General features: G+C 45.2%; 12 protein-coding genes. All 12 read left to right on the forward strand.

Translation table 11 applies throughout. From position 1 onward, the window contains the following. Window positions 1-209 precede the first annotated feature (209 nt). The 12 genes from hemL to DBX26_RS12140 all read left to right on the forward strand — a co-directional run bounded on the left by hemL (window position 210) and on the right by DBX26_RS12140 (window position 19026). A complete protein-coding gene (hemL, locus tag DBX26_RS12080; RefSeq protein WP_014232904.1) occupies window positions 210-1505 on the forward strand; it encodes a glutamate-1-semialdehyde 2,1-aminomutase in 1296 nt (431 codons plus the stop codon). 339 nt (window positions 1506-1844) lie between these two features. Then, window positions 1845-2930: an AI-2E family transporter gene (locus tag DBX26_RS12085; protein WP_065297340.1), complete on the forward strand. Its 1086-nt coding sequence runs from the start codon at window positions 1845-1847 to the stop codon at window positions 2928-2930. A 76-nt stretch (window positions 2931-3006) separates the two neighbouring features. Beyond that, the gene (gene rsmC, locus DBX26_RS12090; protein WP_118119313.1) at window positions 3007-4032 is read left to right on the forward strand and encodes a 16S rRNA (guanine(1207)-N(2))-methyltransferase RsmC; all 1026 of its coding nucleotides are present in this window, start codon (window positions 3007-3009) and stop codon (window positions 4030-4032) included. Between the two features lie 226 nt (window positions 4033-4258). Further along, window positions 4259-7645 carry a response regulator gene (locus tag DBX26_RS12100; RefSeq protein ID WP_118119315.1) on the forward strand — a complete coding sequence of 1129 codons (3387 nt, stop codon included), beginning with the start codon at window positions 4259-4261 and terminating at the stop codon, window positions 7643-7645. Window positions 7646-8520: 875 nt separating this feature from the next. Further along, window positions 8521-10203 (forward strand): ABC transporter substrate-binding protein, encoded by a 1683-nt coding sequence (locus DBX26_RS12105; protein ID WP_014232909.1) that lies wholly within the window; start codon window positions 8521-8523, stop codon window positions 10201-10203. A gap of 171 nt (window positions 10204-10374) precedes the next feature. Further along, window positions 10375-11361 (forward strand): ABC transporter permease, encoded by a 987-nt coding sequence (locus DBX26_RS12110; protein ID WP_065300163.1) that lies wholly within the window; start codon window positions 10375-10377, stop codon window positions 11359-11361. A gap of 2 nt (window positions 11362-11363) precedes the next feature. Then, a complete protein-coding gene (locus DBX26_RS12115) occupies window positions 11364-12389 on the forward strand; it encodes an ABC transporter permease (protein WP_014232911.1) in 1026 nt (341 codons plus the stop codon). A gap of 2 nt (window positions 12390-12391) precedes the next feature. After that, a complete protein-coding gene (locus tag DBX26_RS12120; RefSeq protein WP_014232912.1) occupies window positions 12392-13375 on the forward strand; it encodes an ABC transporter ATP-binding protein in 984 nt (327 codons plus the stop codon). A 48-nt stretch (window positions 13376-13423) separates the two neighbouring features. After that, on the forward strand, window positions 13424-14419 hold the full coding sequence (locus DBX26_RS12125) for an ABC transporter ATP-binding protein (RefSeq protein WP_065297344.1): 996 nt from the start codon (window positions 13424-13426) through the stop codon (window positions 14417-14419). A gap of 62 nt (window positions 14420-14481) precedes the next feature. Continuing rightward, window positions 14482-16203, forward strand: coding sequence for a glycoside hydrolase family 9 protein (locus DBX26_RS12130; RefSeq protein WP_118119317.1), 1722 nt, complete (start codon window positions 14482-14484; stop codon window positions 16201-16203). Between the two features lie 4 nt (window positions 16204-16207). Further along, window positions 16208-17104 (forward strand): N-acetylglucosamine kinase, encoded by an 897-nt coding sequence (locus tag DBX26_RS12135; protein ID WP_118119319.1) that lies wholly within the window; start codon window positions 16208-16210, stop codon window positions 17102-17104. Window positions 17105-17106: 2 nt separating this feature from the next. Next, window positions 17107-19026 carry a beta-N-acetylhexosaminidase gene (locus DBX26_RS12140; protein ID WP_118119321.1) on the forward strand — a complete coding sequence of 640 codons (1920 nt, stop codon included), beginning with the start codon at window positions 17107-17109 and terminating at the stop codon, window positions 19024-19026. Window positions 19027-19094: the final 68 nt, after the last annotated feature.

Consider the following 19094-nt stretch of genomic DNA (forward strand, 5'->3'; position numbering starts at 1 on the left):
CCTGAAGCAAGACGTCAAATTTGTGCTTATTGGATACGATTATCTAATACCTGACCAACTCGTTCAAGTATTCACCGCCGATTCTTTATATCGGATAGTTAAAATTACATTGCGAAACAACACATAAATTAAGCAAAACGTTTCTAAGTTGATTATAGCTAGGTACAATGCGCACCACTTGGTCCGAGCAATCAAAAGAGGATAACCCCATGACCAAATCATCAGAACTGTATGACAAAGCCCAGAAAACCATTCCAGGCGGTGTAAACTCACCTGTTCGTGCATTCAACGGCGTAGGCGGTTCTCCGCTATTTATCGAACGAGCAGACGGTGCTCTGATTTTTGATGCCGATGGTAAGGCGTATATTGATTACGTCGGTTCTTGGGGGCCAATGATCCTTGGTCACAACCACGCTGTAATTCGTGAAGCCGTGATCGACGCTGCACAACGCGGCCTTAGCTTTGGTGCGCCAACTGAGCTAGAAATTTCAATGGCAGAACTGGTTTCTGAACTTGTACCATCAATGGAACAACTACGCATGGTTAGCTCTGGTACCGAAGCAACCATGAGTGCGATTCGCCTTGCTCGTGGTTTCACTGGCCGCGACAAAATCATGAAATTCGAAGGTTGTTACCATGGTCACGCTGATAGCTTGCTAGTAAAAGCAGGCTCTGGCGCGTTGACTCTGGGCCAACCAAGCTCTCCGGGTGTTCCAGCAGATTTTGCTAAACATACACTAACTGCAACATTCAACGATTTGGACTCAGTTCGCGAGCTATTTGCTGCAAACAAAGGTGAAATTGCTTGTATCATCGTTGAGCCTGTAGCTGGCAACATGAACTGTATTCCGCCAGTAGAAGGCTTCCATGAAGGCCTGCGTGAAATCTGTGATCAAGAAGGTGCTCTACTGATTTTTGATGAAGTAATGACAGGCTTCCGTGTCGCCCTTGGCGGCGCTCAGGCACACTACAACATCAAACCAGACCTAACAACATTAGGTAAAGTGATTGGTGGCGGTATGCCAGTTGGTGCTTTCGGTGGTCGTAAAGAAGTAATGCAATATGTCGCACCAACAGGTCCTGTATATCAAGCAGGTACTCTATCTGGTAACCCAGTAGCGATGGCAGCAGGCTTTGCTTGTTTGAGTCTTCTTAAAGAAGAAGGCAATGAAAAACGTCTGGCTTCAAAAACTAAGCAGCTAGCAGATGGTTTTAAATCTCTGGCGGAAAAACATGGTATTCCGTTGGTGGTAAACCAAGTGGGTGGCATGTTCGGCTTCTTCTTCACCGATCAAGATAGCGTAACTTGCTACGAAGACGTGACAAAGTGCGACGTTGAACGCTTTAAACGATTCTTCCACCTTATGCTTGATCACGGCGTTTACCTTGCACCTTCAGCATTTGAAGCAAGCTTTACATCTCTCGCTCACGGTTCAAAAGAAATCGATGCCACGCTAGAAGCAGCAGACCGCTGTTTTGCAACGCTGGCTGCTGAAGCACAATAATTAAGCAAAGGCAGTAACGACAAATCTCAAAAGGACCTTCATGGTCCTTTTTTACCGCCAATTCAAAATAACTAAGACAACAAGTACACCAACCACAATACCTAACCACGGAGTGCGCTTGGTTTTTTTCTCGTTTTGACACGACTTGTCACTATTACAACAACCCATTTTACATCTCCTGATTGATAACCGACTGATTTGTCGTCATTATAACAAGGTATGCTACTAGGCTCTAATTGCACGGTGTTATAAGACCGCGAGCACATACCGTAATAAAGGTTCACAGCCCGTGTTATAAGCTAGAAACCGTAAATATCATCCGTAATTTGGACTTATCTTATGCCAAACAATGTGAAAATCACGTCGAGTCATCGCGTTCTAATGGTCGCTCTGCTCGCCGCTGCTTTTGCTTGCTACTTATTAGTCGAACCTTACATCAACTCGATCGTAATGGCATTCATCATTTCATTACTCATGTTCCCTATACACGAATGGTTTGAGCAAAAGATACCAAAGCATAGGAACATGGCTTCGTTACTCTCTTGTGTGGTTCTGACCTTTATTATTGTGATTCCGCTTCTGTTTGTTTTTGCTGCTATCGTTCAGCAAGGCTCCTTATTTTCACAAAATACTTATAAGTGGGTAACGAATGGCGGAATTCAGGATATTTTCCAGCACCCTTTAGTTGTCAAGGCTTTAGCGTTGGTGAATGAGTACTTACCATTCGATACAGTAGAGCCAAAAGCCATTGCGGAAAAAATTGCCCAGTTCGCTACATCATTTGGTTCAAACTTAGTCACCATCAGCGCAAAAATACTTGGTGATGCGACAAACTTCTTAATGGACTTCTTCCTGATGCTGTTTGTCCTGTTCTTTTTGTTGCGCGATCACGACAAAATAATTTCCGCCATTCGACATATACTTCCCCTCTCACGTAGTCAGGAAGACAAAATTCTGACCGAAATTGAGCAGGTATCAAAGTCCGCAGTAATGGGATCATTTCTTACCGCAATAGCACAAGGTATGGCTGGTGGGATTGGCATGTGGCTCGCCGGTTTCCCGGGACTATTCTGGGGTACTATGATGGGCTTTGCCTCGTTCATTCCTGTTGTGGGTACCGCTTTAATCTGGATACCAGCAGCGGGCTACCTTTTCCTAACAGGTGATACAACTTGGGCAATTTTCCTGACAGCATGGAGTGTGGTTATTGTTGGCTCAATTGATAATTTATTGCGCCCACTGCTGATGCAAGGCAGTTCTGGCATGAACACCTTAATGATTTTCTTCTCACTATTGGGTGGTCTGCAACTGTTTGGACTCATCGGCCTGATTTATGGCCCGCTGATTTTTGCTATCACTATGGTGCTATTTAATATCTATGAAGAGGAATTTAAAGACTTCCTTAACGATCAAGACAACAGCTAGTTACTCGTTAATGACTTCAAGCTTGGGCCAGATTGTGAGAAAATCTGGCCCTAATTATTTCTGACGAACAAAATTTATGTCTGCTTATATCGCTCCAAGTCAAATAGCGCAACGCCAGCTGGAATACTTCAATGGAAAGCATGTTTTAGTCGCAGGTGAAGTTGAAGACCTATTCCCTATTGAGCTGGCCTCCTACTGTGAGTCTGTTGAAGTTTTTACTTCTAACTACAGCTATTACCGTCAAATTCGTACATCTGACAAGATCAAAAGCCACTTTGGTTCAGAGTATAACGTCGATACCCAAGCAGACATGGTGTTACTTTACTGGCCTAAAGCTAAAGCAGAAGCCGAATACTTACTGGCAATGCTCATGGCGAAACTTGGTGTCGATACTGAAATCGTGGTCGTTGGAGAAAACCGCTCTGGTGTAAAAAGTATCGAACAGATGTTCAAAGACTACGGCCCGATCAACAAATACGATTCCGCCCGTCGCTGCTCTTTTTACTGGGGTCAATGCGTAAACGAACCTGCTCCATTTAATCAGATCGACTGGTTTAAATCCTACACTGTCAGCTTAGGCAACCAATCACTGCTAGTGAAAAGCTTACCTGGGGTATTCAGCCATGGTGAATTCGACTTAGGTAGCCAGCTGTTATTGGAAACCTTACCGCCATTGTCCGGTAAAGTTCTCGATTTTGGTTGCGGTGCGGGCGTGCTTGGCGCATTTATGGCGAAAGCCAACCCTGAAATAGATATTGAAATGTGCGATATCAACGCCTATGCCATTACCTCCAGCCAAGCAACACTGCAAGCTAATGAATTAGAAGGTAAAGTGTTTGCTTCTGATATTTATTCAGATACGGCAAACGACTACCGATTTATCATCAGTAATCCGCCTTTTCATAGTGGCCTGGATACAAATTACAATGCCGCAGAAAGCTTACTTGGTGATGCACCACGATACCTTCAAAGACAAGGGGAAATGATTATCGTGGCAAACAGTTTCTTGAAGTATCCGCCAATTATTGAAAGCGCTTTCAATAATTGCGAGACGCTAAATAAGACGAAAAAATTCTCAATTTATTACGCTAAAAAGTCTTAACTCTCCTCCGCGCAGGCGACAACCTGCGCGATTTTCCGCTAAAAACTCATCAAACATAAAAAAACTGCGTGACTCTGCACGCTTTGCAACTAACTTTCTTGTCAAAGAAAAAAAACTCGTTAATTTTGTTATTTCTATCGAATTTAACGTCTTATCCGTTTTTAACGAGAACCTTGGTAGCAATAAGTAAACTTTTTGCTACCCTTTATGAGTTGCAATCTTATCCATGTTCAAATTCTACAAAAAACAGAAGTTTAAGCGTCTACAAAGTACGCTGATGACTGCGTTTCTTGTCCTCAGCCTTACGCCTCTAACCATTACCGCGCTTTTTTTCCTGCAGTCACACAGTCAAGATCTGCAAGAACAGAGCACGTCACACCTGTTGTCTGTAAGAGATACCAAACAGCAGCAAATAGTTGACTATTTTGAAGCACGCGAAACCGAAGTAATGGGCTTTGTCCGTTCGGAGTTAGCTTATGCCAGCGGTGGGCGCTTTTATGGTTTAGTCAATGCGTTCAGTCGCTTAGGAAATGACATTGAAGAGTCACGTCAAAATGCACAGCAACGTTATATTGAAGGCAGTGGCGATCAGACAAAAACGTCAATCTTGCCGGAGTCATCTAACTTTGTCGGGAGTGAGCGTTATCGCCTGTTACACAAGCGCTATCATTGGGCTTATTCAGAACTTCTAAAACGCTCTGACTTCAATGACATACTTTTAGTCGATATCAACGGTAACGTTACTTACTCAATCAAAAAAGACGACAATTACGGCACTAATCTTCTCACTGGCCGCTATAAAGATGCTGCGCTAGGTAGAGCGTTTCAGCGCTTGGCCAATGATGTCAGCGAGCGCCGTAAAGTAAACGAAGACTATACTCCAATCCTTATCTCTGACTTTGAACTTGAAAATGGCAAGCAAGTCGCGTGGCTTGGCGCCCCTATCGTTCAACAAGGATACCTCCACAGCTATGCCATGTTCCGATTACCAAATAATGGCATCACTAAACTAGTCGCAGACAAAAACCGCGAGTCATCGATTGAGACGCTATTAGTCGGAGGAGATCAACAACCTCGAACCATTAACACCAAGCTAGATGATATCCAAAACAGTATGGAGGTCATCACTCAGGCACTTTCAGGTCAAACTAGCGTAGGTACTTATACAAACGGGCTCGATGAAGCCATTATCGCCGCCTATACGCCAGTTAAAACCCGTGGTGTTAATTGGGCGTTGGTCGTGCAGTTACCAGAAAAAGACGCCTTTTCTCGCATTCACCAGCTGGAAAAACTCTTCGTCATTGCGATGCTTACGGCGATCATACTGGTTGTGATTGCCTCGCACTATTTATCGAATTTCATCACCTCGCCACTGCTTAAATTGACCTGGGCGGCAGAGCGAGTATCAGCAGGCGATCTGGACGAAAACACATTTGATACTGTTAGAAAAGACGAAATTGGTCGCTTAGCCATCAGTTTTGAGCGCATGCAACGTTCCATTCGTGAAAAAATTCAGACTATCAAGAAGCAAAATGAAGAGCTGGAAAGCAACATCCGCTTAATTCAAAAACAAAATGACGAGCTGCAACTGGCAGACAAGCTAAAAGATGAATTTCTGGCAACGACCTCTCATGAACTGCGTACGCCTTTGCACGGCATGGTCGGTATTGCAGAAACCTTGATATCCGGAGCCAACGGTACAATTCCGGCAAACCAGAAGTATCAGCTTGATATAATTATTAAAAGTGGCCAACGTTTGGCTAACCTGGTCGACGACTTACTGGATTACCATAAAATGCGATACGGTAGCATGGACATCCAGAAGTCGGCTGTTAACCTGGCAAGTTCAACCCGATTGGTGCTGGAATTGTCGGGTCATTTACTTGGAAACAAGACCATTCGAATCATCAATCAAGTACCTAATGATCTCAAAGCAGTCTCAGCGGACCCACAACGACTTGAACAGGTGCTTTACAATCTGATAGGAAACGCAATTAAGTACACCTCTGAAGGTAAGATCGTTATTTCTGCAGGAGTCGTAGACGATTTAGTTCGCGTTCAAGTGGTCGATACCGGACAAGGTATTCCTGCTGAGCACCTTGAGCACATCTTTGAGCCTTTAATTCAGGCAGGACAGGATGAAAGTCGCTATCGTCAAGGTGCGGGGTTAGGTTTATCAATTAGCCGCCAGTTGATTGAGCTAATGGGAGGCTCCTTATATGTCAGCAGCCAACCTATGGTAGGGACCACATTCAGCTTCACTCTGCCTCTCGCCAGTGAAGAAGAGATCCTAGCAACACAGACGCAGGTAGCCTGTGGGCACTTCCAGGTTCCAGAAATTAACCTTGAGAACACAGACGACCTATCGCTACCAGAAAACCCAGATGGTCCGCTACTTTATGTAGCAGACGATGAACCAGTCAACCTACGAGTACTTGAAAGCTTTTTACGCTTAGAAGGCTATCGTGTAAGAACCGTTTCAGATGGCCCTGAAACACTTGCTCTTGTCGAGCAAGAAAAGCCGGAACTGCTGCTGCTCGATATCATGATGCCAGGAATGAGTGGCTATCAAGTATGTAATGAATTGCGTCAAACCTTTGATCATGCTGAGCTGCCAATCATTATGCTAACCGCCTTAAGTCAAACGGAAGACCGAGTTAGAGGCTTTGAAGCCGGAGCAAACGATTATTTGTCGAAGCCTTTTAACAAACAAGAGCTTGCAGCCAGAATTAGAGCTCATTTGACCGCAAGTAAAGCAGAGATGCGCCATATTGAGAATAAAGTACTTGAGTCGGAACTTCGTCAACGAGCTGAAGTAGAAGCGAGCTTGCTTGAAACTCAGGGGCGTCTGCTAGAGCAGCTTGAGTCCGCTCCTGAGGCGATTATTTGCTTGCGCGAAGATCAACGTGTTCGTTTTGCCAACGAAGCCGCATGTAAGCTGTTTAAACGTAGCTTAGAGCAAATTAAACGTTCGTCTGCCGATGAGCTGATTGCTCCAAAATTTCTGACCGTTAAGCAGCCACATTATTGCGGGAAAATTGATATTTATATCGAGGACATTCGCCAAAATATTGAAGCGGACATCCTTAAGCTTCCAAAAGGTTCCGGCCTAGACGTTATGTACATATTTAATGTCGGTGGCGGCGCAAATACAGCGCGCATTCACAACCTGGAAACGGCAGTGGAGGTACTTTCTCGCTATGCCTTTGACGGCGACAAAGAACAGCTACAGAAGCTTAAAGAGCTTGGAGGCGAGTTCACTCGACTGGCAGACAAAGCATTAGGCAATAAAAAAGACAAACAGGAAGTTATGCGTGAAGTACTGGTCGAAGCGATGACACATGCTTTGGAATACTGGGAGTCTGTCACTGGAGAAAGTAAGTTTACCTTTGCCGAGCAAAGTGGTCTTTGGCGCGTTTACCTTGATAGAAGTACGCTACAAACCCGTACTCTAGATAAATACATGCGCATTGAAACCTTACCTAAAACTCCGCGCTGGAGAACGGTTTTAAGCTCTATCGAGTTCATCCTTGAGCACTGTAAAGAACAAAGTCCGGAGCGTGCTTACATTGAAGCGCAGCGTGACAAGCTGCAAAGGTTACTTACCAGCTAGCGGCGTTATCCACTACCGCACTTCATTTGAACAGCCCCCAACAATTAAACACCTATCGTTGGGGGCTTTTTATATCTGGGCAACTTCTGTTCCGGCGTTCAACCGCTTATTTCTAAGTGAATATCAACTGGACTGAAAGGGCTTGCCACCTATCCCACCAGCAAAACCATCATACCCTTCACCCAACAGAGTAAAACTCAGTAGACAGGGGCTCAATTTAACTATTTCAGACGCTATTATCCAGACATGAACTCGGTGTTTTGGACCATATTCATATGGTCTTATTTCACTGTAAAGATCATTGCAATCCTCTTTATTTACTCAGTAAAAAAAGCATAATGTTCACCAATACACAAAATGATAAAAGGCGAAAATTCCATCATTTAAAGCATAAGTTTATAAACTAATGACACAGATTGCGAAGTCAATCACAACAGAACGGCAGATTAAATTTCACCTTATGAATTAACATGAAACACGTGCGTGATCGAGATCTCTTAACGCACTTCAACAAGTAAATGCACTTTAGAATAAAGCGCTAAGAGTAAGTAATCACTAACACCCATTATCATTGAGGATATAAACTGCGACGCATATCAAGGTTTGTTTTTTAGCTAAATTTGCTTCAAAAGCAAACAAAGTGACGTTTATAACGTGATATCCACCTTTTTTGACGTTTTTAACGGGATGCGAGTTTGATTATTTTCAGGATAAGGTGTTTTCTTACTCCTGCCGAAGACCTACAGGCCACTCTACATGTGATGAAGGTGAAAGCTTAAGTTGCAATAACACTAGAGGTGGGTCATGGCGAGTGTTTATCAATTGATGACATTCAATTCCATATAGTGAAATGAAGCAAACAGTAAGGAACAGCTATGCTTGCCAATATTAAAAAAACAGCACTAGCAACAGCAATTATTGCTACAGCTACTACAGGTTTTGCATCGGTAGCAACTGCGGCTGAACGCAGTGAACTGACTATCCACCCTAAAGAGTTGACAACCTTTGTTCGTAACTTTAACCCTTTCTTGGGTGCAACCAACCTGCACACAACAACTGACTTTATTTACGAGCCTCTTGTTGTTTTCAACGAAATGCACGGTAACACTCCTGTATTTCGTTTAGCAGAAAACTTCCAAATGGCTGACGACCTGATGAGCGTGACTTTCGATATTCGTAAGGGCGTGAAGTGGTCTGATGGTCAGGCGTTTACTGCTGATGACGTGGTTTACTCTTTCAATCTGGTAAAAGAGAAACCTGAGCTAGACCAATCAGGCATCAACTCTTGGATCACTGGCGTAGAAAAAGTTAATGACTACCAAGTTAAATTCCGTCTAACAGAAGCAAACTCAAACGTTCCTTACGAAATTGTTAAAGTACCTGTAGTACCTGAGCACGTATGGAGCAAAGTGAAAGATCCATCAACATTCACAAATGAAAACCCTGTAGGTTCAGGTCCATTTACTGTCATTGATACTTTCACTCCTCAGCTTTACATCCAGTGTCAAAACCCGAACTACTGGGATGCGGATAACTTAGATGTTGACTGTTTACGCGTACCACAAATCGCGAACAACGACCAATTCCTAGGGAAAATCGTAAACAGTGAAATGGACTGGACTTCTTCTTTCGTACCAGACATCGACCGCACATACGCAGCAGCTAGCCCTAGCCACCACTACTGGTACCCGCCATCAGGTACGCAAGCGTTCGTGGTGAACTTCAAAAACCCAGATGCTGCGAAAAGCGAAGCACTGACCAACGTCGACTTCCGTCGTGCGTTCTCTATGGCACTTGACCGTCAAACTATCATTGATATCGCTTTCTACGGTGGTGGTACGGTGAATGACTTCGCTTCAGGTCTAGGCTACGCATTCGAAGCTTGGTCTGACGAAGCTACGCACAACAAATACAAAGGCTACAACACGTATAATGTTGAAGGTGCTAAAGAACTTCTAGCTAAAGCTGGCTTTAAAGATGTAAACAAAGATGGCTTTGTAGACACACCATCAGGTAAGTCTTTTGAGCTTCTGATTCAATCTCCAAATGGCTGGACAGACTTTAACAACACAGTACAACTGGCAGTTGAGCAGCTAGCAGAAGTTGGTATCAAAGCACGTGCTCGTACACCAGACTTCTCGGTGTACAACCAAGCAATGCTCGAAGGTACTTATGACGTAGCATACACAAACTACTTCCACGGTGCCGATCCACACTTGTACTGGGATAGCGGTTACAACTCAAAGCTACAGTCTGGCGACGGTATGCCTCGTTTCGCGATGCACTTCTACAAAAACGAAGAACTAGACAAACTACTTAACAGCTTCTACAAAACGGCTGATAAGCAAGAACAGCTAGAAATCGCACACGGCATCCAAAAAATCATCGCAGAAGATCAAGTAACTATCCCTGTGTTGTCTGGCGCTTACATGTACCAATACAACACGAAGCGCTTCACTGGTTGGTGGAACGAAGAAAATCCTAAGGGCCGTCCAAACATTTGGGCTGGTATCCCAGAACGTCTACTGCACGTACTGGACCTAAAACCAGTTAAATAAGTAGAAGTTCATTTCTAGCGGCATACTCCTGTATGCCGCCTATAAAAAATCCCCTCATCACGGAACCAATTTATGGCGCTCGTCGTCAGGGGATTTCTCGCTCTAAATTTCGCTAGGAGCGACCTGTAACCAGAAACAGAAAAAAATATCTGGGTGAGTAAGGTGTAAGTTATGGGTTATTTTTTAAGACGTTTGTCGTTCTATCTTGTCGCTCTCTTAGTTGCAGCGACGTTAAACTTTATCATTCCGAGAGCAATGCCTGGTGACCCAGTTACCATGATGTTTGCCAACGCTTCAGTACAGGTTACGCCAGAACGAATCGCAGCTATGAAGGAGCTGATGGGATTTGTGGATGGCCCTATTTATATCCAGTACCTGTCATACATCAAAAACATTCTGAGCTGGGAACTAGGGACTTCAATTCAGTTCTACCCACTTTCAGTCAACTCTTTACTTGGTAGTGCCTTTGGTTGGTCACTTTTCTTAGCCGGTACTGCAGTTGTACTTTCGTTTTCTATCGCATCAGTACTAGGTATTTTTGCGGCATGGAAACGTGGTAGCAAATACGATGCGTTCGTCACGCCAGGTACTCTTATTATTCAAGCTATTCCGCAAATGGTTATCGCAATGATAGCACTATTTACCTTTGCAATTGGCTTGAAGTGGTTCCCATCTGGTTACGCGTACACTCCGGGTACCATTCCGGATTGGACAAGCTGGGATTTCATTAAGAACGTCGGATACCACGCAATACTTCCTCTGTTCTGTGCGACCATCGTTCAAATTGGCGGCTTCCTCGTCAACATGCGTAATAACATGATTAACCTGTTAGCTGAAGACTACATCACAATGGCTAAAGGTAAGGGTCTTAGTGAAAACCGTGTGGTATTCAATTACGCAGCGCGTAACGCGTTACTTCCAAGTGTCACTGCACTTTCAATGTCTTTGGGTATGGCGATTGGTGGTCAGCTAATCATCGAAATGATCTTCAACTATCCAGGCTTAGGCACCGTCCTATTAAATGCGATCCACGCACGTGACTACCAAGTACTTCAAGGTCAGTTAATTATCATGACGATGTTCATGCTTTGCTTCAACCTGATGGCTGACATGCTGTACATGATTCTAGATCCTCGCTTACGTACCGGAGGCAAATAATCATGAAAGAACTCTTTAAACTTATTTTAGGTAACTCATTTGCACGTATTGGCCTTGCCATCGTTACCATCTTCATTTTTATCGCTGTGGCTGCGCCTCTCATTACCAAACATGCGCCAGACAAACGCACAGGCAACCCTCATGAATATCCGGGGTTTGTAGTAAAGCAGGCACAAAGTAATCCTGATGGCTGGGTTGCCCAAAATCTGGCAGATGACCGTCGAACACTGATCATGTCGAAAAAGGCTGATCATGTATTAGGCACCAGCCGTATGGGCCGCGATATCTGGTCACAAGTAGCTTACGGTGCTCGCGTATCACTAGGTGTGGGTTTCGGTGCCGGTATCATCGTGTGTTTCCTAGCGACGGTCATTGGTATCTCAGCAGGTTACTTCGGCGGTAAAGTGGATGACATTCTAAGTGCTGCCATGAACATCATGTTGGTTATTCCTCAGTATCCATTGCTGTTCGTACTTGCCGCATTTATCGGTGAAGCAGGTCCACTCACCATCGCCTTAATTATCGCGGGTACATCCTGGGCATGGGGTGCACGTGTTGTCCGTTCACAAACTATGGCTCTGCGTGAAAAAGAGTTCGTTAAAGCAGCAGAAGTTCTTGGCGAGTCTTCATTCCGAATCATCTTTGTTGAGATTTTGCCAAACCTAATTCCTATCGTAGGTGCAAGCTTTATCGGTTCAGTCATGCTGGCCATCAACACAGAAGCCGTTATCTCATTCTTGGGACTAGGCGATGCAAACACCATCAGCTGGGGCATCATGCTTTACAACGTTCAAACCTCTTCAGCAATGCTGATCGGCGCATGGTGGGAAGTATTAGCACCTTGTATTGCACTGACAGTACTGGTGACTGGCCTGGCTCTACTGAACTTTGCCGTTGATGAGATTGCTAACCCTCAACTTCGTTCTCATAAAGGTATGAAACGCTGGAAGAAGCTAGCAGCAAAAGACAAGAAAGAACGTGAGCCTGAATTGGCACCACAAAATGCACTATGGAGCGGAGATAAATAATCATGACTGCACCACTAATTTCTATCCGTAACCTATGCGTAGATTACATTACAGATGCGGGCGATGTCCGCGCCTGTAATAACGTCAGCTTTGACATTGCACCAGGCGAAGTTTTTGGTCTGGCGGGAGAATCTGGCTGTGGTAAATCAACCGTTGCTTTCTCGCTAATGCGTCTCCATAAGCCGCCAGCGTTCATCACTGGAGGGGAAGTTATCTTCAATGGTGAAGACATCCTTCAATACAGTGATAGCCGTATGCAATCATTCCGCTGGAGTGAGATGTCAATGGTATTCCAAAGCGCGATGAACGCCCTAAACCCTGTCCTAACCATGGAAGAACAGTTCTGCGATGTAATCATGCGCCACACAAACATGACTCGCGAGCAAGCCAAGAAACGCGCAGAAGGTTTACTGGAAATTGTCGATATTCACCCTAGCCGACTTAGTGACTACCCTCACCAGTTTTCTGGTGGCATGCGTCAGCGCTTGGTGATTGCGATCGCTTTAGCTCTGAATCCAAAAATGATCATCATGGATGAACCAACAACCGCTCTCGATGTTGTGGTTCAACGTGAAATATTGCAAAAAATTTATGCGCTTAAAGAAGAGTTTGGCTTCTCAATTCTGTTTATCACTCACGACTTATCGTTGATGGTTGAGTTTTCCGATCGCATCGGAATTATGTACTCAGGTGAACTGATTGAAGTCGCGCCTTCAAAGCAAATTTTGGAAAGTCCTTACCACCCATACACAAAAGGTTTGGGTAGCTCTTTCCCTCCACTAACAGGTCCAAAGACCAAACTAACGGGTATCCCGGGAAACCCTTTGAACTTGCTTGAAATTCCGCAAGGCTGTCGTTTTCAGGCTCGCTGTGACCGTGTTCACGAAGCATGCACGAAAATACCGACTCAATTGCGTCAGATAGAGCCAAGTCGTTTCTCAAACTGCCATTTGTATGGCGAAACCATTGCTCAGGCTAAGGTTTAACGTCCCGAAATCACGTTAGCTACGAACAAAATTACACTGGAGAGAATTATGAGCAAACAACTCGGCGAGTTGCTGATTGAGGGTAAAAATGTCGTTAAAGACTTCCCGCTAAATAGCAATTCTATCAAGCAGTCCAAGATGCGCGCGATCAACGACGTATCATTCAAAATGTATAAAAGCCGCGGCTTGTCTGTTGTAGGTGAATCTGGTTCTGGTAAATCTACAACCGCAAAAATGATTGCGAAAATGTACGCCCCATCGGAAGGCATCATTGAATACAAAGGACGTGATATTCAAGAGATTCAATCAAGACAAGATCTAATGTCTTACCGAGAAGGAGTGCAAATGGTCTGGCAAGACCCGTTTGGCTCACTAAACCCGACGCACAACATTTTCCACCATATTGCACGACCACTGCTTATCCATAAAAAAGTGTCACCGGGCAACAAGAAAGAGCTGGAAGAACGCGTGTATGACTTACTGGAACAAGTTGGCCTTATTCCGCCTAAAGAGACCGCGCAAAAGTTCCCTCACCAGCTTTCTGGTGGTCAGCGTCAGCGTGTAAACCTAGCGCGTAACATTGCAGTTGGTGCAGAAGTCGTATTAGCAGACGAACCTACGTCAATGCTGGACGTCTCGATTCGAGCAGGTGTTCTAAACCTGATGGAAGAGATGAAGTTCGAGAAACAAATGTCTCTGCTCTACATCACGCACGATATCGCAACGGCGCGCTACATCGCGGAAGATTTAGCAGTAATGTACGTCGGACACATGGTGGAATGGGGAGACACAGAGGAAATCATTCATGATCCTCAACACCCATACACTCAATTGTTGGTTTCTGCAGTACCCGATCCATCTAAATCCATTCACGAGAAACTGAAAGGAAACAAAGGAGAGATCCCTCTCTGGACTCCAGAGTCTGTCGGTTGCCCATTTGCGGGGCGCTGTGTACACGCAACAGATAAGTGTCGCCAACAACTACCAGGCGTTACCCAACTATCTGAAAACCACTTTGTCCGTTGTTACCTATTTGAGAACTAAGCATAACTAGGGCCAGAGAACACTGGCCCATTTCCAATTGTTTTGTTTCGCGGAGACATTAAATGCTGCTACTGACTAACCACATTGGTTATGAGCGTCTGGGGCCGAAAAAAGCGGTAATACAGACAGAACAATCACACTTGTCTTCTGATACTGCCACACTGGTCTGTGCCAAAAGCGAGCAAATCGTTGCTACCTTTTCGGTACAAGAGCAAGGGAAAGTAGCGAATTGGCATCAGGGGTATTTTTATCTTATCGATTTTTCGTCCTTTGAGATCCCAGGCCACTATTACCTTCGCTTTGGTAACGTAAGTTCTTCTCAGCTAGAAATTGCTGAACAACTTCTTCTGGATCGCACTCTGTCCGATGTGATCTACTACTTTAAATCTCAGCGTTGCGGCGGAATTTTCGATCATGCCGATCGTCAGGCTGCGCTATTAAATTCCGAACAGACAACCGATGTTCATGGCGGTTGGTACGATGCGTCTGGTGATGTAAGCAAATATCTAAGTCACCTTTCGTACGCAAACTACCTTAATCCTCAACAAACCCCTATGGTGGTTTGGAACATGCTAAAAGGACTTTCTCTGCACCAATCTAGCGACAGTATCGCTGCTTTCACCCGCACACGCCTCATTGAAGAAGCGCTGTATGGTGCAGACTTCCTTGTTCGCATGCAAAACGAGAAAGGTTTCTTTTATATGACGGTATTTGATAAATGGAGCAAAGATACCGCCCAACGTGAAATCTGTGCTTTCGAAACGCAACTTGGTCACAAGTTCGATGATTATCAAGCAGGCTTCCGACAAGGTGGCGGAGTCGCGATAGCGGCGCTTGCTGCTGCATCGCGTTTAGCCGTTCATGGTGAGTTCAATCAACAGGAATATATAAATACCGCAGAGAATGGCTACTGGCACCTAAAAGAGCATAACAAGCAATATCTCAATGATGGCGAAGAGAACATCATAGACGAGTACTGTGCCCTGCTTGCCAGTGTTGAACTGTTTAAAACAACCAAAGAAAGCCGTTACTTGGACGAAAGCCGTCTGTGGGCTTCACGCCTGGCAGACCGCCAAATGAGTGACGATAAATTCAAGCATTTTTGGTCAGCCAATCAAGATGGTAGCCGCCCTTACTTCCATGCAGCGGAAGCTGGATTACCAGTGATTGCTCTTTGTGAATACCTATCTATCGAAGACGACTCCGAGTTGGCTGCGTCCATAAAACAGACGGTCAACCAGGCATGCGAATTTGAATTAGAGCTCACCAGTCGTGTCACCAATCCATTTGGCTACCCTCGTCAATATGTCAAAGGCGTTGAAGAATCGAAACGTGATGCCTTCTTTGTTGCCCACAACAATGAATCTGGCTATTGGTGGCAAGGTGAGAATGCTCGCTTGGGTTCACTAGCATCAATGTCTTACCTCGCTCAGCCTTATATCGAATCACATGAGACACAACAACAGCTGATACGCCTTGGGCAAGATGCGCTTAACTGGATCGTTGGCTTAAACCCATACGACATGTGCATGCTCGATGGCCATGGCCGAAACAACCCAGACTACCTTCCACAATATGGGTTCTTTAACGCTAAAGGCGGCATCTGTAATGGCATCACTGGTGGCTTTGAAGACGAGAATGACATCGCCTTTAACCCACCAGCACAAAAGGACGACATCCTACAAAACTGGCGTTGGGGAGAGCAATGGATCCCACATGGTGCGTGGTACTTACTCGCGATCATGAGCCAAGCTCACCACCTATCAGTAGACGTTAAGGAGTAATACCATGGCGTTCTATTTTGTCGGTATTGATGGTGGCGGTACTTCGTGCCGCGCTCGCATTAAAGATGCCCAGGGTAATTTTCTTGGTGAGGCGAAAACTGGCAGCGCCAATATCATGCTTGGTGCTGAAGTAGCGATGACTTCTATCATTGAGGCAATTTCGTTGGCAGCTAAGCAAGGCGGGTTATCTGAGCAAGACTTTTCGTCTATGCATGTTGGGTTAGCACTCGCAGGGGCTGAACACAAAGCTTCTTGGAATGCTTTTATGTCTCTCGCTCATCCTTTCGCCAGCATGACATTAAACACAGATGCCTACGGTGCCTGTATCGGCGCACATAACGGCCAAGACGGCGCGATCATGATTGCAGGAACTGGATCTTGCGGCATCTACCTCAAAGGATTGCAACAACATGTTGTCGGAGGCCGAGAGTTTCCGATTTCAGACCAAGGTAGTGGTGCTGTCATGGGGCTGCGCCTAATTCAGCAGGTTTTACTGGCAGAAGATAGTATCCGAGAGAAAACACCGCTCTCCCAGCACGTCATGGCACACTTCAAAAATGACGTAGATAACGTGGTTGCCTGGTCAAAACAAGCATTACCTCGTGATTACGGGCAGTTTTCTCCCGCTATTTTCCAGCATGCACAACAAGGCGATACGCTCGCCATTGAAATGTTAAAACAAACCGCTGCTGATATAGAAACGTTTCTCATGGCACTTAACAAGCGTGGGGCGACCCGTATTTGTTTGATGGGAAGCATTGCTGAACGCATTCTCCACTGGCTATCTCCGCCCGTTCAAAAGTGGATTGTAGAACCTCAATTTGATGCGATTGAAGGAGCCATTATGTTTGCTGGCAAGCCTGAACATAACCTTTACTCGCTATCGGTAGAACAGGAGTAGATATGGAATATCGCGTTGACCTCGTCGTCCTATCTGAGCTAAAGCAAAATTGTCGCTTTGGACTGACTTTTCATAACTTAAGTGACCAAGATCTTCATGATTGGCACCTGACGTTTGCTTTTGATCGCTTCATTTTACCTGACAGCGTATCTAACGGTGTACTTAACCAAATTGGGAGCTTCTGTACTCTCAAACCAGAAAGTATGGTACTGGCGGCTAATCACAATTTCTATTGTGAGTTCAGTATTGGTTCAAATCCATTTCGCTATTATTCAGACGGATTGAATGAAGCTCTGGTTGATTTTGTCGTCAATGGTAATACTCAGCGAGCCGAGGTTGACGTAACACCTATCGTGCTGGCTTCGCCATACCGCGAGCGTAGTGACATTCCACCGAGTTTGATTCACGCTCAGCCTTTATTACCTAAGCCAAACCATATTGAAGTTCACGAGAGTTATTTTTCTCTTCACAACCGTGTTGGAATCAGTACTTACTCCGATTTAGCCAATTCAGCAAAAGATTGGTTGCTCGATGAACTAAAACGTATTCACCAGTTTGAGCTTACCGCGTCTAATAACAGTCAGGTTATCTTTAAAAGTAATCCAACCTTAGATAAAGGTGCGTATAGGCTCAAAGTGACCGAAGAATCGATAAAAATCGAGGCTGGTTCAAAGTCTGGATTCACCCATGCTAGTGCGACCCTGCTACAACTTATCAGAAGCAATGGGGAAGATAACTCTATGGAAGTGGTCTGTTGCTCAATTAAAGACAGACCTCGTTTCAAATATCGCGGAATGATGCTCGATTGTGCACGACACTTCCATTCCGTAGAGCAAGTGAAACGTCTTATCAACCAACTGGCACACTACAAGTTTAATACCTTCCACTGGCACCTTACTGACGATGAAGGCTGGCGAATCGAGATTAAATCCCTGCCAGAGCTGACAAATATTGGGGCATGGCGCGGGTTAGATGAGTCCATTGAACCGCAATATACGCATTTGTCTCAGCGTTATGGCGGGTTTTATACCCAAGAAGAAATAAAAGAAGTGGTTGCCTATGCGGCGCAGCGCAGTATTACCGTCATCCCTGAAATTGACGTACCAGGCCACTGCCGCGCCGCCATTAAGTCACTGCCTCACATGCTTGTAGAGGCAGAGGACACCACCGAATATCGCAGTATTCAGCACTACAACGATAACGTGATTAACCCAGCGCTACCGGGCAGCTACGAATTTATCGACAAAGTGCTGGAAGAAGTTGCCGCTTTATTCCCTGCACCGTATATCCACATTGGGGCCGATGAAGTACCACACGGTGTCTGGTCGCAAAGCCCAGCCTGTCAGGCGTTGATGGAGCAACAAGGCTATAGCGACTACAAAGAACTGCAAGGTCACTTCTTGCGTCATGCGGAAGACAAACTTCGCGGGCTTGGTAAACGAATGCTGGGATGGGAAGAAGCTCAGCATGGCAACAAGGTCAGTAAAGATACTGTTATCTACTCATGGCTAAGTGAAGAAGCGGCACTCAATTGTGCTCGCCAAGGCTTCGATGTGGTGCTGCAACCCGCCCAAACCACCTACTTGGATATGACTCAAGACTACGCGCCAGAAGAACCTGGAGTGGATTGGGCAAACCCGATTCCACTAGAGACAGCGTATAGCTACGAGCCGTTAGCACAAGTGGCAGACGACGATCCGGTTAGAAAACGTATTCGGGGCATTCAGGCTGCACTTTGGTGCGAAATCATCAATAACCAACCACGTATGGACTACATGATATTTCCCCGTCTGACGGCATTAGCAGAAGCATGCTGGACCGATAAGCAGCACCGCAACTGGACTGATTACCTATCACGTTTGAAGGGACACCTTCCACTGCTCGATCTGCAGGGAGTGAATTACCGCCAACCGTGGAAGTAACGTAAACATACGCTACGACAGCGCGCTTTAAAGAATTTTAATTTTTGGCTGCTCAAGCAGCTTTGTAA

The sequence above is a fragment of the Vibrio sp. dhg genome (assembly GCF_003443775.1).
Taxonomy (GTDB): Bacteria; Pseudomonadota; Gammaproteobacteria; order Enterobacterales; family Vibrionaceae; genus Vibrio; species Vibrio natriegens.

What these genes read in the sequence shown, in the direction of transcription:
- DBX26_RS12125 (WP_065297344.1), top strand. Translation starts at nt 13,424, where the DNA reads ATGAGCAAACAACTCGGCGAGTTGCTGATTGAGGGTAAAAATGTCGTT.
- DBX26_RS12105 (WP_014232909.1), top strand. Translation starts at nt 8,521, where the DNA reads ATGCTTGCCAATATTAAAAAAACAGCACTAGCAACAGCAATTATTGCT.
- DBX26_RS12120 (WP_014232912.1), top strand. Translation starts at nt 12,392, where the DNA reads ATGACTGCACCACTAATTTCTATCCGTAACCTATGCGTAGATTACATT.
- rsmC (WP_118119313.1), top strand. Translation starts at nt 3,007, where the DNA reads ATGTCTGCTTATATCGCTCCAAGTCAAATAGCGCAACGCCAGCTGGAA.
- DBX26_RS12135 (WP_118119319.1), top strand. Translation starts at nt 16,208, where the DNA reads ATGGCGTTCTATTTTGTCGGTATTGATGGTGGCGGTACTTCGTGCCGC.
- DBX26_RS12100 (WP_118119315.1), top strand. Translation starts at nt 4,259, where the DNA reads ATGTTCAAATTCTACAAAAAACAGAAGTTTAAGCGTCTACAAAGTACG.
- hemL (WP_014232904.1), top strand. Translation starts at nt 210, where the DNA reads ATGACCAAATCATCAGAACTGTATGACAAAGCCCAGAAAACCATTCCA.
- DBX26_RS12085 (WP_065297340.1), top strand. Translation starts at nt 1,845, where the DNA reads ATGCCAAACAATGTGAAAATCACGTCGAGTCATCGCGTTCTAATGGTC.
- DBX26_RS12115 (WP_014232911.1), top strand. Translation starts at nt 11,364, where the DNA reads ATGAAAGAACTCTTTAAACTTATTTTAGGTAACTCATTTGCACGTATT.
- DBX26_RS12110 (WP_065300163.1), top strand. Translation starts at nt 10,375, where the DNA reads ATGGGTTATTTTTTAAGACGTTTGTCGTTCTATCTTGTCGCTCTCTTA.
- DBX26_RS12130 (WP_118119317.1), top strand. Translation starts at nt 14,482, where the DNA reads ATGCTGCTACTGACTAACCACATTGGTTATGAGCGTCTGGGGCCGAAA.
- DBX26_RS12140 (WP_118119321.1), top strand. Translation starts at nt 17,107, where the DNA reads ATGGAATATCGCGTTGACCTCGTCGTCCTATCTGAGCTAAAGCAAAAT.